Annotated in this window: 9 protein-coding genes; 2 read left to right on the forward strand and 7 right to left on the reverse strand. The window is 73.1% G+C overall.

The annotated features are described in order from the left end of the window. Positions 1–602, reverse strand: a 602-nt coding sequence (locus HCJ93_RS28445) for a maltotransferase domain-containing protein (RefSeq protein ID WP_167998710.1), incomplete at its 3' end; no start/stop codon positions are given. A 275-nt stretch (positions 603–877) separates the two neighbouring features. Next, complete coding sequence (locus HCJ93_RS28450) at positions 878–2,083, reverse strand: S8 family peptidase (RefSeq protein ID WP_167998711.1); 1,206 nt, start codon at positions 2,081–2,083, stop codon at positions 878–880. 328 nt (positions 2,084–2,411) lie between these two features. Here HCJ93_RS28450 and HCJ93_RS28455 point away from each other — a divergent pair, with 328 nt between their 5' ends. Continuing rightward, positions 2,412–5,030, forward strand: a complete 2,619-nt coding sequence (locus HCJ93_RS28455; RefSeq protein WP_167998712.1) for a glycosyltransferase family 1 protein — start codon at positions 2,412–2,414, stop codon at positions 5,028–5,030. 36 nt (positions 5,031–5,066) lie between these two features. On the opposite strand, the gene HCJ93_RS28460 is transcribed toward HCJ93_RS28455, so the two are convergent. The 5 genes from HCJ93_RS28460 to glgX form a co-directional block, all read right to left on the reverse strand. Next, positions 5,067–5,585, reverse strand: coding sequence for a DUF1990 domain-containing protein (locus HCJ93_RS28460; RefSeq protein WP_167998713.1), 519 nt, complete (start codon positions 5,583–5,585; stop codon positions 5,067–5,069). Between the two features lie 93 nt (positions 5,586–5,678). Further along, positions 5,679–7,724, reverse strand: coding sequence for a M4 family metallopeptidase (locus HCJ93_RS28465; RefSeq protein ID WP_167998714.1), 2,046 nt, complete (start codon positions 7,722–7,724; stop codon positions 5,679–5,681). 357 nt (positions 7,725–8,081) lie between these two features. After that, a complete protein-coding gene (locus tag HCJ93_RS28470) occupies positions 8,082–9,932 on the reverse strand; it encodes an ABC transporter ATP-binding protein (protein WP_167998715.1) in 1,851 nt (616 codons plus the stop codon). Next, on the reverse strand, positions 9,929–11,857 hold the full coding sequence (locus tag HCJ93_RS28475) for an ABC transporter ATP-binding protein (protein WP_167998716.1): 1,929 nt from the start codon (positions 11,855–11,857) through the stop codon (positions 9,929–9,931). Before HCJ93_RS28475 ends, HCJ93_RS28470 begins: the two co-directional genes overlap by 4 nt. Positions 11,858–12,097: 240 nt before the next feature. Beyond that, a complete protein-coding gene (gene glgX, locus HCJ93_RS28480) occupies positions 12,098–14,350 on the reverse strand; it encodes a glycogen debranching protein GlgX (RefSeq protein WP_167998717.1) in 2,253 nt (750 codons plus the stop codon). 203 nt (positions 14,351–14,553) lie between these two features. On the opposite strand from glgX, the gene HCJ93_RS28485 reads away from it, so the two are divergent. Continuing rightward, positions 14,554–15,774 carry a L,D-transpeptidase gene (locus tag HCJ93_RS28485; protein ID WP_167998718.1) on the forward strand — a complete coding sequence of 407 codons (1,221 nt, stop codon included), beginning with the start codon at positions 14,554–14,556 and terminating at the stop codon, positions 15,772–15,774. Positions 15,775–15,848 lie beyond the last annotated feature (74 nt).

The raw sequence follows: 15,848 nt of genomic DNA on the forward strand, positions 1-15,848 counted from the left end.
GCCGGACGGGCCTCGCCGCGCAGCGCCTCCACCGCCTCGAGCAGCACCTTCCGCTCGCCGGAGCCGGGCACCCCGGCGGCCGCCCGCTCGTACAGCCGGGCGCCCTCCTCCAGCACCACCTCCGTGTCGATACCGGCCGGGATCTTGATCTGCGCATGGTGGCGCCAGGTGGTGACCGGATCGCCCCAGGCCTCCACGTGGTACGTCCACAGGCCGGTGGCGTCGGGAGTGACCTCGGCGCCCCACCGGTCGGTGCCCGGCGCCAGCTCACGCATCGGCGTGAACGGCCCCGGCCGCCCCTCGGGGTCGGTCAGGACCACATTCGCGGCCACCGCGTCATGTCCCTCGCGGAACACGGTGGCCGAGATCTGGAACGTCTCGCCCGGGACCGCCTTGGCGGGCCGGCGGCCCTCGCGGACCATCGGGCGCACGTCCAGGACGGGTATCCGCCCCACCGAGGTGGCGGGTGCCGCGGCCACGGGCTCCGGCGAGGGCGGGGGACCGGCGTCGGCCGGGCGCGCGGCGGCAGGATCCGCGGTGCCGCGCCGGGAAGGGGCTCTGCGGCCGGAGGGCGGGGGTGACGAGTGGTGCTTGGCGGGCATGACCGCTCCTGTCCGCGTCAACGAGGGTGGGCGGATGACTGTGGGGAGGTGGGTCCTGCGTGTCTTGCAGAGGTGTGTACCCGCAGGAGCCTTCCCACCCTCATCGGGTGGGCAATCCGGCACTTTGTTAACTACTCACGCGTATGTCGACACACAAGACCGGCCTCGTCCGGAAAGGGCGAAGCCGGTCCCGGTGAGCGCCCGCTCCGGCGCACGCCCGGCGCCCCGCGCGGCGTCCGCCGCCCCGTACACGTACGGGCCGCATACGGGCCCCGCTACGAGGGCGGCACCTGCAGCAGCCGGTCGGGCGAGCCGAGTCCCCGGCCCTTCACCTTGCCCCGCGCGGCCTGCTTCACCAGTGCCTTCGCCACCTGGGCCGGAGAGGCCCGCCGGTGGTCGGCGAGGTACAGGGCCGCCGCCCCCGCGGCGTGCGGCGCCGCCGTCGAGGTGCCCGAATACGTGGCCCGGGCCCGGTCGCTCGCGGCGGAGGCCGAGGTGATCGCCACTCCGGGCGCGAAGAGATCGACGGCCGAACCGGTGTTGGAAAAGGCCGGTTTCTTGTCCCGCCGGTCCGTCGCGCCGACCGTGATCGCCTGCCGCACGCTCGCCGGGGAGTACAGCGCCGCCGGACGCCCGTCGTTGCCCGCGGCGACCGTGTAGGTGACGCCGGAGGCGATCGAGGCGCGCACGGCCGCGTTGAGCTGGGCGTTGTACGGGCCGCCCAGGCTGAGGTTGGCCACGGCGGGCTTCTCCGCGTGCCGGGTCACCCAGTCGATGCCCGCCAGCACCTGCGCGGTGGTGCCCGCGCCGTCGCCGTCCAGGACCCGCACCGAGACGACCCTCGCCTTCCTGGCCACGCCGTGACTGCGGCCTGCGACGATGCCGGCGACATGGGTGCCGTGACCGTTGGCGTCCTGGGCGGTCCGGTCGTTCTGCACGAAGTCCCAGCCGTGCACCGCCCGGCCCGCGAGCTCCCGGTGCGAGGTCCGGACGCCGGTGTCGATCACATACACCGTGACGCCCGCGCCCGCGGACTCGGGCCAGGTGCAGCGACGGTCCAGCGGCAGGCCCGGCTGGTCCACCCGGTCCAGGCCCCAGTTCGGCGGGTCGGCCCGGGTGTGCTCCAGCGCCACCCGGCTGTCCTGCGCCACCGAGGCCACCCGCGGGTCGGCCGCGAGCCGCCCGGCCGCGGCGGCGTCGGCCCGGATCGCGAAGCCGTTGAGCACCGTGCCGTAGGTGTGGCTGATTCTCGCCCCGTAGCGCTCGGCCAGCTCCTGTGCCGTCGCCGAGCGGGCCCCCGCCCCCTCCTTCAGCGTCACCAGATAGCTGCCGGTCACCGAGCCCGGTGCGTCGGCGCCGAGAATCCGTCCCTGCTCGGGTGCGGCGTGCGCGGGCAGGGCGGCGGCCGCGACCGCCGCGGCGGTCAGCGCCGCCGTGAAGCTTCCCACCCGGCGCAGACGCCCCGTTCGCGTCCGTGCCATGGTCCGAGTTCCCCTCCTCGACTCGGGCGTACGGCCCCGGTGAGCGCCCCATGCCGGCATCGCGGGCCGGTACACCGCCAGGGGGTGTCCGCCGTGCCCCCGCTCCCCTCGGACACCTCCGTGGGCAGACTCTCGCGGGCGGCCGGGTGCCACAAGAACGCCCATGCGGGCGGAATCGGCCATATCCGGATGGGTCCGTCGTAGGCCGTTCAGGGCGAATGACGGCATGCGGGCCGAGCGCCCGGCGAGGGGGGTACCTCCCCCGGTACCGTCGACTCGACGGCGCGGCACACACCGCGTCCTTCCAGCGAACGCGCCGAGGTGGAATGTGAAGGCGATCCGTCGATTCACCGTCCGACCCGTTCTCCCCGACCCCCTCCGGCCCTTGAGCGACCTGGCCCGCAATCTGCGCTGGTCCTGGCACGCCGGCACCCGGGACCTGTTCGAGTCCGTCGACCCCGGACGCTGGGCGGCCGCCGGGTGCGACCCGGTACGGCTGCTGGGCAGCGTGCCCCCCGCCCGCCTCGCCGAACTGGCCGAGGACCGCTCCTTCCTCGACCGTCTCGACGCGGTCGTGGCCGACCTCGACGCCTACATGACCGGCGACCGCTGGTACCAGGCCCAGACCGGCCGGCTGCCGGAGGCGATCGCCTACTTCTCTCCGGAGTTCGGCATCACCGCGGCCCTGCCGCAGTACTCCGGCGGCCTCGGCATCCTGGCCGGTGACCACCTCAAGGCCGCCAGCGACCTCGGCGTCCCGCTCATCGGCGTCGGCCTGCTCTACCGGCACGGCTACTTCCGCCAGTCGCTGTCCCGCGACGGCTGGCAGCAGGAGCACTACCCGGTGCTCGACCCGCACGAGCTGCCCCTGGTCCAGCTCGAGGAGCCCGGCGGCAGCCCCGCCCAGGTGCCGCTCGCCCTGCCCGGCGGCCGGCTGCTGCACGCCCGGATCTGGGTCGCCCAGGTCGGCCGGGTGCCGCTGCTGCTGCTCGACTCCGACGTCGAGGAGAACGACCTCGGTGAACGCCAGGTGACCGACCGGCTCTACGGCGGCGGCAGCGAGCACCGGCTGCTGCAGGAGATGCTGCTCGGCATAGGAGGGGTCCGGGCGGTGCGCACCTACTGCCGGCTCACCGGGCACCCCGAACCGGAGGTGTTCCACACCAACGAGGGTCACGCCGGCTTCCTCGGCCTGGAACGCATCGCCGAACTGCGCGCCCGGGGGCTGGACTTCGACTCCGCGCTCGAGGCGGTCCGGGCGGGCACCGTGTTCACCACGCACACCCCCGTCCCGGCCGGCATCGACCGCTTCGACCGCGAGCTGGTCGCCCGCCACTTCGGCCCCGGTGCCGAGCTGCCGCACCTGGAGGTCGACCGCATCCTCCGGCTGGGCATGGAGACCTACCCCGGCGGCGAGCCCAACCTGTTCAACATGGCCGTGATGGGCCTGCGCCTGGCGCAGCGCGCCAATGGCGTCTCCCTGCTGCACGGCCAGGTCAGCCGGGAGATGTTCGCCGGGCTCTGGCCCGGGTTCGACCCGGAGGAGGTGCCCATCACCTCCGTCACCAACGGGGTGCACGCGGCCACCTGGATGGCGCCCGAGGTGTTCCGGCTCGGCGCCCGGCAGATCGGACCCGAGCGCGCCGAGGAGGCGTTGAGCCTCGGCGACTCCGACCGCTGGGACTCCGTCGCCGGCATCCCCGACCAGGACATCTGGGACCTGCGCCGCAACCTGCGCGAGCTGCTGGTGATGGAGGTGCGCGAGCGGTTGCGGGCCTCCTGGCGGCAGCGCGGAGCGCACAGCGCCGAGCTGGGCTGGATCGACCGCGTCCTCGACCCCGACGTGCTGACCATCGGCTTCGCCCGGCGTGTGCCGTCGTACAAGCGGCTGACGCTGATGCTGCGCGACAAGGACCGGCTGATGGACCTGCTGCTGCACCCGGAGCGGCCGGTGCAGATCGTGGTCGCGGGCAAGGCGCACCCGGCCGACGACAGCGGCAAGCGGCTGATCCAGGAGCTGGTCCGGTTCGCCGACGACCCGCGGGTGCGCCACCGCATCGTCTTCCTGCCCGACTACGGCATGGCGATGGCGCAGAAGCTGTACCCCGGCTGCGACATCTGGCTCAACAACCCGCTGCGCCCGCTGGAGGCGTGCGGCACCAGCGGGATGAAGGCCGCGCTCAACGGCTGCCTCAACCTGTCCGTGCTGGACGGCTGGTGGGACGAGTGGTACCAGCCCGACTTCGGCTGGGCCATCCCCACCGCCGACGGCGCCGGCACCGACCCCGACCGGCGCGACGACATAGAGTCGGCGGCGCTGTACGACCTGCTGGAGCAGCGGATCACGCCCCGGTTCTACGAGCGCGGGGAGAGCGGGCTGCCCGACCGGTGGATCGAGATGGTGCGCCGGACGCTGAGCCTGCTCGGGCCGAAGGTGCTGGCGGGCCGCATGGTCCGCGAGTACGTGGAGCGGCTGTACGCGCCGGCCGCGCGCGCCCACCGCGCCATGGACCCCGACTCGGCGCGGCAGCTGGCCCACTGGAAGGCGCGGGTGCGCTCCGCCTGGCACGGCGTGACCGTCGACCATGTGGAGACCTCGGCGACCCCGCCCACCGCGGAGCTGGGCTCCACCCTGGCGCTGCGGGTGCGGGTCGGGCTCGGCGCGCTCGGACCGGACGACGTGGAGGTGCAGGCGGTGGCGGGCCGGGTGGACGAGGAGGACCGCATCACCGACGGCACCCCCGTGCCGCTGAAACCCGCGGGGGCCCCGGACCAGGACGGCCGCTGGGTCTACGAGGGCCCGCTCGCCCTGGACCGCACCGGTCCCTTCGGCTACACGGTGCGCATCCTGCCCGCCCACCCCCTGCTCGCCTCCGGCGCGGAGCTGGGCCTGGTCGCGGTCCCGGCGGAGGACGTCACGGACGGCGGGGGACTGCTGATGCGGTGAGCGGGTGAACGGTGAGCAGCGCGCCGGTCCCGGGGCTCAGTCCTCGAGGCCGGCGGTGGCCAGGCGGCGGAGGGCTCTGCCGCAGCGGCGGGCGTAGGCGGCCTGGAAGGCGCGGGTGGCCGGGCCGCCCGCGCGGGTGTACCAGCGGGCGGGTTTGCTGAACGCCTCCACGGTCAGCCAGACCGTGCCGTCACCCGTGCGGTCCACCACGAAGGACTCCTCCCCGCACTCCGGGTGCCCGGCCAGCGTGCCGTACGCCCAGCCCGCCTTACGGTGCTCCTCCAGCGTCCAGACGACCCGGCAGGGCGCCTTCACCACACCGGCGAGGGTGATCGTGACATCGACACCGGGCGCGGCGCGGTCGGCGGCGGCGTCCACCCCTACGCCGAGTTCCCGGTGGAGTTCCCAGGTGAGCAGTGCCTCGGTGGCCCGGCGGAACACCTCCTCGCCCTCACCGAGCCGGGTGCGGACGTGCATCGGGTGGAAGCCCGGAGGGCAGAACCCCGCTTCCCGGGTCGCGCCGACGTGGTCGTAGGTGAAGTCCGCAACAGACATGCGACCCAAGCCTAAAGCGGTGCCCCCGCCTCGGTGGAAGGCGGGGGCACGGCTACCGGCCACGGGGCCCGGTCACGGGCTCACAGGTCCCGCTCACGGGAAGGTGAGCTTCCAGCTGTCGATGTAGCCGGTGTCGCGGGCATAGTTGTCCTGCACCCGCAGCTGCCAGACGCCGTTGGCGGTCTCGGAGGACGCGTTCACCGTGTACGTGGTGTCGATGTCGTCCGCGCTGCCGCCGGTGCCGTAGTCCTTCAGCGTGTACACCGTGCCGCTGGGACCGACCAGCTGCACCCGGAGGTCGCCGATGTAGGTGTGCACGATCTTCACGCCCACCTGGAGGTTCGACGGGGCGTTGCCCGACCGGCCGGAGACGGTGATCGAGGAGGAGACGGCGGCGCCCCGGTCCGGGATCGCCACGTCGTCGGAGTTCTCGAACGAGGTGCCGCCACCGTTGCCGTCACCGGGGCGGGAGCCCACGTTGACGCCGGCCCAGGCGTGGGCCACGGCCTTGTACTCGGCGCTGTCCGTGCCGTACAGCTCACCGGCCGCCGCGAGGGTGCCGGTGCGGGCGCCCGCGTAGTTGGTGGTCGAGGTGAACTTGGTGGTCAGCGCGCGGAACCAGATCTTCTCCGCCTTGGCGCGGCCGATGCCGGTGACCGGCAGGCCGTCGGAGGTGGGCGAGTCGTAGGTGACACCGTTGATGGTCTTGGTGCCGCTGCCCTCGCTCAGCAGGTAGAAGAAGTGGTTGGCCGGCCCGGACGAGTAGTGCACGTCGATGCTGCCGATGCCGGAGTACCAGTAGTCCTTGGACCGGCCGTCCTTGCTCGGCTTGTCCATGTAGCGCAGCGGCGTGCCGTTGCCGTTGATGTCGATCTCCTCGCCGATGAGGTAGTCACCGACGTCCTCGGAGTTGTTGGCGTAGAACTCGACCGTGGAGCCGAAGATGTCGCTGGTCGCCTCGTTGAGACCGCCCGACTCGCCGCTGTAGATCAGGCGGGCGGTGGCCGAGGTCAGGCCGTGGGTCATCTCGTGCCCGGCGACGTCGATCGAGGTGAGCGGGTTGACGTTGCCGGAGCCGTCGCCGTAGGTCATGCAGAAGCAGCTGTCCGACCAGAAGGCGTTGACGTAGTTGTTGCCGTAGTGGACGCGCGAGTAGGCGCCGACGCCGTCGCCGCGGATGCCGCTGCGCCCGTGCACGTTCTTGTAGTAGTCCCAGGTCAGCGCCGCCCCGTAGTGGGCGTCGGCGCCGGCCGACTCGGCGTTCTGCGGGGTGCCGTCGCCCCAGACGTCGTCGGGGCCGGAGAACAGGGTTCCGGTGCCGGAGGAGCCGCGGTTGAGGTTGTAGGTCTTGTGGTTGCCGCGCGCCCCGTCGGTGAGGTTGTACGTCGAGCCCGACCGGGTGGTGGTCAGGTCGACGGTGCCGCTGTAGACGGTGTGGCCGGTGCCGGTCTGCACGGCCTGCCACTCGTGCAGTTTCTCGCCGGTGGTGGCGTCCGTGACGACGTGCAGCTCCTGCGGGGTGCCGTCGTGCTGGAATCCGCCGACGACCGTCTCGTAGGCGACGACCGGCTTGCCGTCGGCCGCCCAGATCACCTTGCGCGGGGCGCGGTCGACCTCGGCGCCCTTGGCGTCGTCGGCCTCGGCGGCGGACAGGGCCTGCTGCTCGGCCTTGGCGGCCGGCACCTTGGCGGCGGTGGTGGCGGGCTCGAGCGCGGCGTGGGTGGCCTTGACGACCTTGTCGGCCTCGCCGGCCTTGTCGCCCTGGACGATCAGGTCGCCGCCGAGGACGGGCAGCCCGTCGTAGGTGCGCTCGTAGCGGACGTGCACGGTGCCGTCGCGGTCCTTGAGGACGTCACGGACGACGAGCTTCTCCTTGGCGCCGAGACCGAGGTCCTCGGCGGTCTCGGCCCGGGTGGCGTTGGCCTCGCGGATGAGTTCGGCGCGCTGGGCGGGGGTGAGCCGGACCGACTCGGCGCCGGGATTCGCGGCGCTCGCGGCCGGGGGTGCCTCGGGTGCGGCGGTGGCGCTGCCGGACTGCACCGCCGTGGCGATCAGCGCGGCGACCCCGGCCAGGGCGACCGCGGCGGCGCGGCGGTGGGTGGTGTGGGGGGTGCGTCTGTGGGAGGACTCGCTTCTCAACACTGACTCCTTCTGCACGACCGCGGATCACGCGGCCTGGGGAGACCGGCCGGCGAATGAGCCGTCCGGGCAGAACAGGGCGGTTCCGTGGAACCACGTGCTGCTGTGCGGGAGCTCTGGCGGCGGCACAGCGCGGTGCGGACGTCACGCTGTGGGGTTGCTGTGCAGCGGCCGTGGGCAGAGTGACAGGCGATCAGGTGTCTTGTCAGGAGCGCGTCAGAAGATTGGCCGGAAACGGTTCGTTGTCCGGGAATGCGCGTTCGCTATGCGGACCAGCCCCGGCGTCTTCAGTGAGCGGCCGGACACCGTTCACTGAAGACGCCGGCCGCCGGCCGGGCGCCGCTCCCGCCGCCGCCCTCAGGTCAGGCTGTCCCGCCAGGCGCGGTGCAGGTCGGCGAAGCGGCCCGTGCCCGCGATCAGGTCGGCCGGGGTGCCGTCCTCGACGATGCGGCCGTGCTCCATCACCAGCACCCGGTCGGCGATCTCCACCGTCGACAGGCGGTGGGCGATGACGACCGCCGTGCGGCCCTCCAGCACCGTGGCCATCGCCCGCTGCACCGCCCGCTCCCCGGGGATGTCCAGCGAGCTGGTCGCCTCGTCCAGGATCAGCACCGCCGGGTCGGCGAGCAACGCCCGCGCGAACGACACCAGTTGGCGCTGACCGGCCGAGATGCGGCCGCCCCGCTTGCGCACATCGGTGTCGTAGCCGTCGGGCAGGGCGGCGATGAAGTCGTGCGCGCCGATCTCCTTGGCGGCCCGCTCGATCTGCTCACGGGTGGCGTCCGGGCGGCCGAGGGCGATGTTCTCGGCGACCGTGCCGGAGAACAGGAACGCCTCCTGCGTCACCATCACCACCCCGCGCCGCAGTTCCGGCACGGCCAGATCGCGCAGATCGACGCCGTCCAGCAGCACCCGCCCCTCGGTCGGGTCGTAGAACCGGGCGAGCAGCTTGGCCAGCGTCGACTTGCCCGCGCCGGTGGAACCCACCACGGCGACGGTCTGCCCGGCCTCCAGGGTCAGATCGAAGCGGGGCAGCACCTCGCCGCCCGTGCGGTAGGCGAACCGCACCGAGTCGAAGACCACCGTCCGCCCCGGCTGTCCGGACCGCCGCGGAGGCAGCTCGCGCGGCGCCGCGGGCTCGGGCACGCCCGGCGTCTGCGCCAGCAGCCCGGCGATCTTCTCCAGCGAGGCCGCCGCCGACTGGTAGGAGTTGAGGAACATGCCGAGCCGGTCGATCGGGTCGTAGAGCCGGCGCAGATACAGCACCGCCGCCGCCAGCACACCCAGCGCCAGCGATCCGGTGGCGACCCGGTAGGCACCCCACAGCACCACCAGCGCCACCGTGGTGTTCGCGATCACCCGGGAGCCGACCACATAGCGGGCCATCTCCAGCAGCGCATCGCCGTTGGAGCGCTCGTGCCGCCGGTTCAGCACCCGGAAGGCGGCGTCGTTGGCGGCCTCCCGGCGGAAGGCGCGCACCGGCCGGATGCCGTTCATCGTCTCCACGAACTTCACGATCACCGCCGCCATCGCCGTGGAGCGCCTGCGGTACACCCGGCGCGCCCGGCGCTGGTAGGAGCGCACCATGGCGTACAGCGGGAGGAACGAGGCGACGGCGACCGCGCCGAGACCGAGGTCCAGCCAGAGCAGCAGCACCGAGATGTACACGCACGACAGCACGACCGTCACCAGCTCCTGCAGGCCCTCCTCCAGCAGCTCGCGCAGCGCCTCCACATCGGTGGTGGAGCGGGAGATGAGCCGGCCCGAGGTGTACCGCTCGTGGAAGTCGACGCTCAGCGCCTGCGCATGCCGGAAGATGCGCCCCCGCAGATCCAGCAGCACGTCCTGGCTGACCCGCGCGGAGGCGGTGACGAACGCGTACTGCAGCGCCCCGGCCGCCGAGGCGCAGAGCAGGAAGCCCACGGCGACCGCGAGCAGCGGCCCGTGGTCGTCGGCGCGGAACGCCGGCACCGCGTGGTCGATGGCGTACGCCACCAGCAGCGGGCCCGCCTGCACCGCCGCCTGCTGGAGCAGCAGCAGGACCGCGGTGAGCACCACCCGGCCGCGCAGCGGCGACAGTAGCGACCGCAGTAGGGTCCGGGTGGCACCCGGGGGAGAGGGCAGCACGTCGCGGTCGAACGGGTCGCCCGAGGCGGGCGGTTCCTTGTCCTCCTGGTCCGGGGCGGCTGCGGTGGTGGCCCCCGTCATCGCTCGGCCTCCCTCTCCCCCGCCGGGTCGGCGGCCATCAGATACGCGTACTCAGGGTTGGTGTGCAGCAGTTCGTGATGGGTGCCCACGGCGGCGATCCGGCCGCCGGACAGCAGCGCCACCCGGTCGGCCAGCAACACGGTCGACGGGCGGTGGGCGACGATCAGGGCGGTGGTGTCGGCGAGCACCCGGCGCAGGGCGGCCTCCACCGCGGCCTCGGTGTGCACGTCCAGCGCGGACAGCGGGTCGTCCAGCACCAGGAAGTCCGGGCGGCCGGCCACCGCGCGGGCCAGGGCGAGCCGCTGCCGCTGCCCGCCGGAGAGACTGAGCCCCTGCTCGCCCACCTGGGTGTCCACCCCGTCCGGCAGCCCGTATACGAAGTCGGCCTGTGCCACGCCCAGCGCCCGCCGAAGCTCCTCCTCCCGGGCGCCCATCAGCACGTTCTCCTTCACCGTGGCGGAGAACAGCGTCGGGTCCTCGAAGGCCACGGCGACCTTCGACCGCAGCTCCTCCCGCGGCATCTCGGCGATGTCCACCCCGTCCAGCGTGATCCGCCCGGACGTGACGTCGTAGAGCCGGGGCACCAGCGCGGTGAGCGTCGTCTTGCCGCTGCCGGTGGCGCCGACCAGGGCGAGCGACTCGCCGGGACGGATGTGCAGATCGACGCGGTCCAGCACGGGAGGGGAGTCCGGGGGAGCGTCCGGGTAGCGGAAGGTGACGTTCTCGAAGCGGAGGCCCGAGGGGACGGGCACAGCCGCCGGGCGCGGTGCCTCCGGGACCTCGAAGGAGCGCCGTGTCCCGAGGGCCTTGCACGAAGCCTGCGCCCGGGGTGCCTCGGGTGCCGGGGGCGCCTTGCGCACCGCCGGCTCCGGCCGGGCGTCCATCACCTCGAAGTAGCGCTCGGTCGCGGTGCCCGCCTCCTGGCTCATCGCGAGCAGGAACCCGATCGATTCGACGGGCCAGCGCAGCGCCAGCGCCGTGGACAGGAACGCCACCAGCGTCCCCGCCGACAGCTGCCCGTCCGCCACCCGCACGCACCCGAGCACCAGCGCCGCCCCGACCGCCACCTCCGGCAGGGTGACGATGACGCCGAGGATCGTCGCCAGCAGCCGCGCCTTGCGCAGCTCCATGCCGCGCAGCCGGCCGGCCAGCTGCCTGAAGGCCCTCGCCTGGCTCCGGTGCCGTCCGAAGCCCTTGATGATGCGGATGCCGAGCACGCTCTCCTCGACCACCGTGGTCAGGTCGCCCACCTGGTCCTGCGCGGCGCGCGAGGCCTCGGAGTACTTCTTCTCGAAGACCACGCAGGTGATCAGCAACGGCACCGCGGGCACCAGGACCACAAGACCCAGCGCCCAGTCCTGCACCAGCATGATGATCACGCCGACCAGGATCGTCACCCCGTTGACCAGCAGGAACGTCAGCGGGAAGGCGAGGAACATGCGCAGCAGCATCAGATCCGTGGTGGCCCGCGACAGCAGCTGCCCCGACGGCCAGCGGTCGTGGAAGGCCACGGGAAGCCGCTGCAGATGCCGGTAGAGGTCCGCCCGCATCTCCGCCTCGACATGCGACAGCGGCCGCGCCACCAGCCACCGCCGGAAGCCGAACAGCAGGGCCTCCGTCAGCCCGAGCAGCAGCAGGAACAGCGCCCCGAGCCACACCCCCGCCGGGTCCCGGCGGGCGATCGGCCCGTCCACCATCCACTTCAGGACCAGCGGGATCACCAGTCCGATGCAGGACGCGATCACCGCGACGAACGCCGCGCTGAACAGCCGCATCCGCACGGGCCGGACGTACGGCCACAGGCGCAGCAGGGTGCGCACGGTGGAGCGCTCCCGCGCCGCCCCGGCCTTGCCGGCCGGGGCGGCGGTGGCGGATTCGGGGTCGGGTTGGTCTCGGACTGCGGAGGAGGGTGTCGTGGTGGCCATCAGCAGCGAGATTACGGAACGCCACTGACAGTTCCCACCGAGTTTTGGCCCGGTCGTGTTCGGTCCGCGGTCCTGGGACCCGCAGCCCGCGCGACGGCCGTGCCGACTGCCCGTCAGGACCCGTAGCCCGCGCGACCCGACAGTCCGTCAGGACCCGCAGCCCGCCCACGCGGTGCCCGCCCCCGGTGCCCGACCCGGGCGTCGGGGAGCACGGCATGGACCCCGCCGGCGACGCGTGGCTCAGGGCCGCACGCGCAGCAGGAGAACCGTCCGCCCCGGCACCGTGATGTCCGTGCCCCCGGCGTGCAGGGTGCCCGGTGCGTCCGCCTGCTCCTCCCGCCCCGTGTCGACGACCAGCTCGTACCGCTGTGCCCACGGCGGCCCCGGCAGGCGGAACGTCACCGGGTGCTCCCCGGCGTGGAGGACGGCGAGGAAGCTGTCGTCGGTGATGCGGGCGCCCTGCTCGTCGCGTCCGGGGATGTCGCGGCCCGAGAGGTACATGCCGAGCGTGGCGGCGGGCGCGAACCAGTCCTGCTCGGTCATCTCGGTGCCCTGCGGGGTGAACCAGGCCAGGTCGCGCAGCCCGTCCGCGGAGTGCGCGCGGCCGGAGAAGAAGGCCCGGCGCCGCAGCACCGGATGCCGGTGGCGCAGCGCGATCAGCCGGGAGGCCAGGTGGAACAGGTTCCGCCAGGCGGGCTCCTGGAGCAGGCTCCAGTCCACCCAGCCCAGCTCGTTGTCCTGGCAGTAGGCGTTGTTGTTGCCGCGCTGGGTGCGGCCCATCTCGTCGCCTGCCACCAGCATCGGCACGCCCGTCGACAGCAGCAGCGTGCTGAGCAGATTGCGCAGCTGGCGGCGGCGCAGCGCCAGGATGCGCTCGTCGTCGGTCTCGCCCTCCGCGCCGCAGTTCCAGGAGCGGTTGTCGTCCGTGCCGTCCCGGTTGCCCTCGCCGTTGGCCTCGTTGTGCTTGCGCTCGTAGGAGACCAGGTCGCGCAGGGTGAACCCGTCGTGCGCGGTGACGAAGTTGACCGAGGCCCAGGGGCGCCGCCCGCCCCAGGCGTACAGGTCGCTGGAACCGGAGAGCCGGTAGCCCATCTCCCGCACGTCCGGCAGCGCATGCCGCCAGAAGTCCCGCACGGCATCGCGGTAGCGGTCGTTCCACTCGGTCCACAGCGGCGGGAAGGCGCCCACCTGGTAGCCGCCGGAGCCGATGTCCCAGGGCTCGGCGATGAGCTTCACCCGGCGCAGCACCGGGTCCTGGGCGATCACCGCGAGGAACGGGGAGAGCATGTCGACGTCGTGCATCGAGCGGGCCAGCGCCGCCGCCAGGTCGAAGCGGAAGCCGTCGACGCCCATCTCGGTCACCCAGTAGCGCAGCGAGTCGGTGATCAGGCGCAGCACCTGCGGCTGGACGACGTGCAGGGTGTTGCCGCAGCCGGTGTAGTCGGCGTAGCGGCGGGCGTCCGGCTGGAGACGGTAGTAGCCGCGGTTGTCGATGCCCTTCAGCGACAGCGTGGGCCCCAGCTCGCCGGCCTCGGCGGTGTGGTTGTAGACCACGTCGAGGATGACCTCGATACCGGCCGCGTGCAGGGCGCGCACCATCCGCTTGAACTCGCCGACCTGCTGCCCCCGGGTGCCCGTGGCCGCGTAGCCGGCGTGCGGGGCGAAGTAGCCGATGGAGTTGTAGCCCCAGTAGTTGCGCAGGCCGCGGCGGAGCAGATGGTCCTCGTGGGCGAACTGGTGCACCGGCAGCAGCTCCACCGCCGTCACCCCGAGCCGCACCAGATGCTCGATCGCCGCCGGGTGCGCCAGGCCCGCGTAGGTGCCGCGCAGCTCGGGCGGTACGCCGGGGTGCCGCTGGGTGAAGCCCTTGACGTGCAGCTCGTAGATCACCGAGTCCGCCCACGGCGTCTTCGGCCGGCGGTCGTCGGACCAGTCGTCGTCATCGTGGACGACCACGCCCTTGGGCACGAACGGCGCGGAGTCCCGGTCGTCGCGCACGGTGTCCGCGACATGCTGCTCCGGCCAGTCCCGGACGTGCCCGTACACCTCCGCGGGCAGCGTGAAGTCGCCGTCCACGGCGCGGGCGTACGGGTCGAGGAGCAGCTTCGCCGGGTTCCAGCGGGCGCCGGTCCACGGGTCCCAGCGGCCGTGCACCCGGAAGCCGTAGCGCTGCCCGGGCAGCACGCCCGGCACGAAGCCGTGCCAGATCTCATGGGTCAGCTCGGTCAGCGGGGCCCGGCTCTCCCTGCCCTGGTCGTCGAAGAGGCACAGCTCCACCCCCTCCGCCCCGCCCGCCCACAGCGCGAAGTTGGTCCCCGCCACCCCGTCCGGGCCCACCCGGAACCGGGCGCCCAGCGGTGTCGGCCGCCCCGGCCGCACGGGGATCGCGGGCAAGGGGACGCCCGGCCGCGCGCCGTTCACGGCGGCGGCCGGGCGTCCCTCCCCGGTGGCCCGCTCTCCGGCCACCGCCTCCTGCTCGGCTGCGCTGGACACCTGTCAGCCTCCCGCGGCTCGTGGAACGACGGGGGACAGGGGTGCGGCCATGGTCCCGGCTCCGCCGCGGCTCACCCTGCGCGTCGTTCTCCCCACTGTTCTGCCCATCGCGTGGCTCGCACTCACGTTTCCCCCGGGGCGGCCTGGTCGCTTCGGGGGAACGGCGACGTTTCCCTGGGAGGAGACCCGTCGTTGTGCATCGCGTGAGGCACGTACAAGGGCGCGCACGGCGCGCGTGGGCCGCGCTGGCCGCCGTAGTGACATGGGCAGGACTGCTCGCCGGGGCCGTCGGCTGCGGCCCGGACGGTCCGGTCGGCGGGGCGTTCGGGCCACCGGCCGCCGAGGACGTCATCCGGGTGGCGCCTGGGGACGGCGACAAGGACGTACGCCCCGGCGACCGGCTGCGGGTGTGGGTGCCCGACGGGCGGCTCGAGTCGGTGAAGGTGGTCAAGTCGCAGGACGCCCGGCAGACGCCGGTGCCCGGCCGGGTCTCCGCCGACGGGCTGAGCTGGACGCCCGACGAGAAGCGGCTGGCGCTGGCCGCCAAGTACACGATCGACGCGGTCGCCGTGGACGGCTCAGGGCGCCGCTCCGCCCGCCACACCACGTTCACCACGCACGTGCCCGGGAAGCGCTTCATCGGCTATGTCGCCCCCGACGACCGCTCCACGGTCGGCACCGGGATGATCGTCTCCCTGAAGTTCAACCGCGCCATCAGGGACCGCGCCGCCGTGGAACGCGCCGTACGGGTCCGCTCCGTCCCGGCCGTCGAGATCCGCCCGCACTGGTTCGGCCCCTCGCGGCTCGACTTCCGCCCCCGGCACTACTGGAAGCCCGGCACCAAGGTGTCCGTCGAGCTGCGCCTGCGGGACGTCGAGGCGGCCCCCGGCGTCTACGGCCTGCAGGACCGCACCTTCACCTTCACCGTCGGCCGCAGCCAGGTCTCCGTGGTCGATGCCTCCCGCCACACCATGAGGGTGCACCGCGACGGCGAGCTGCTCGCCACCGTGCCGATCACCGCGGGGGCCGAGAAGACGCCCACCTACAACGGCAAGATGGTGATCACCGAGATGCTCGAGGTCACCCGCATGAACAGCCGCACGGTCGGCTTCGGCGGCGAGTACGACATCCCCGACGTGCCGCACGCCATCCGGCTCACCGACTCCGGCACCTTCCTGCACGGCAACTACTGGGCCGACACCGAGGTCTTCGGCGAGGAGAACGTCAGCCACGGCTGCATCGGGCTGCGCGACGACAAGGGCGGCAACCCCGAGGCGCCGGGCGGCTGGTTCTTCGACCGCAGCCTGGTCGGCGACGTCGTCGAGGTGATCAACAGCAAGGACAAGTCGGTGGCCCCCGACAACGGCCTCGGCGGCTGGAACATGACCTGGCAGGAGTGGAAGGCGGGAAGCGCCGTGCAGTGAACGCCGGGGCCGTGGACCCCGGGGCCGTGCCGTGAACCCGGAGCCGTGATCCCCAGGGCCGTGAGGTGATCCCC

It is taken from the genome of Streptomyces composti (assembly GCF_012034205.1).
In the GTDB taxonomy this organism is placed as follows: domain Bacteria; phylum Actinomycetota; class Actinomycetes; order Streptomycetales; family Streptomycetaceae; genus Streptomyces; species Streptomyces composti.

Bases quoted from the DNA above. Each gene is read 5' to 3' on its own strand.
- HCJ93_RS28470 (WP_167998715.1), bottom strand. From the start codon at position 9,932: ATGACGGGGGCCACCACCGCAGCCGCCCCGGACCAGGAGGACAAGGAA.
- HCJ93_RS28450 (WP_167998711.1), bottom strand. From the start codon at position 2,083: ATGGCACGGACGCGAACGGGGCGTCTGCGCCGGGTGGGAAGCTTCACG.
- HCJ93_RS28460 (WP_167998713.1), bottom strand. From the start codon at position 5,585: ATGTCTGTTGCGGACTTCACCTACGACCACGTCGGCGCGACCCGGGAA.
- HCJ93_RS28475 (WP_167998716.1), bottom strand. From the start codon at position 11,857: ATGGCCACCACGACACCCTCCTCCGCAGTCCGAGACCAACCCGACCCC.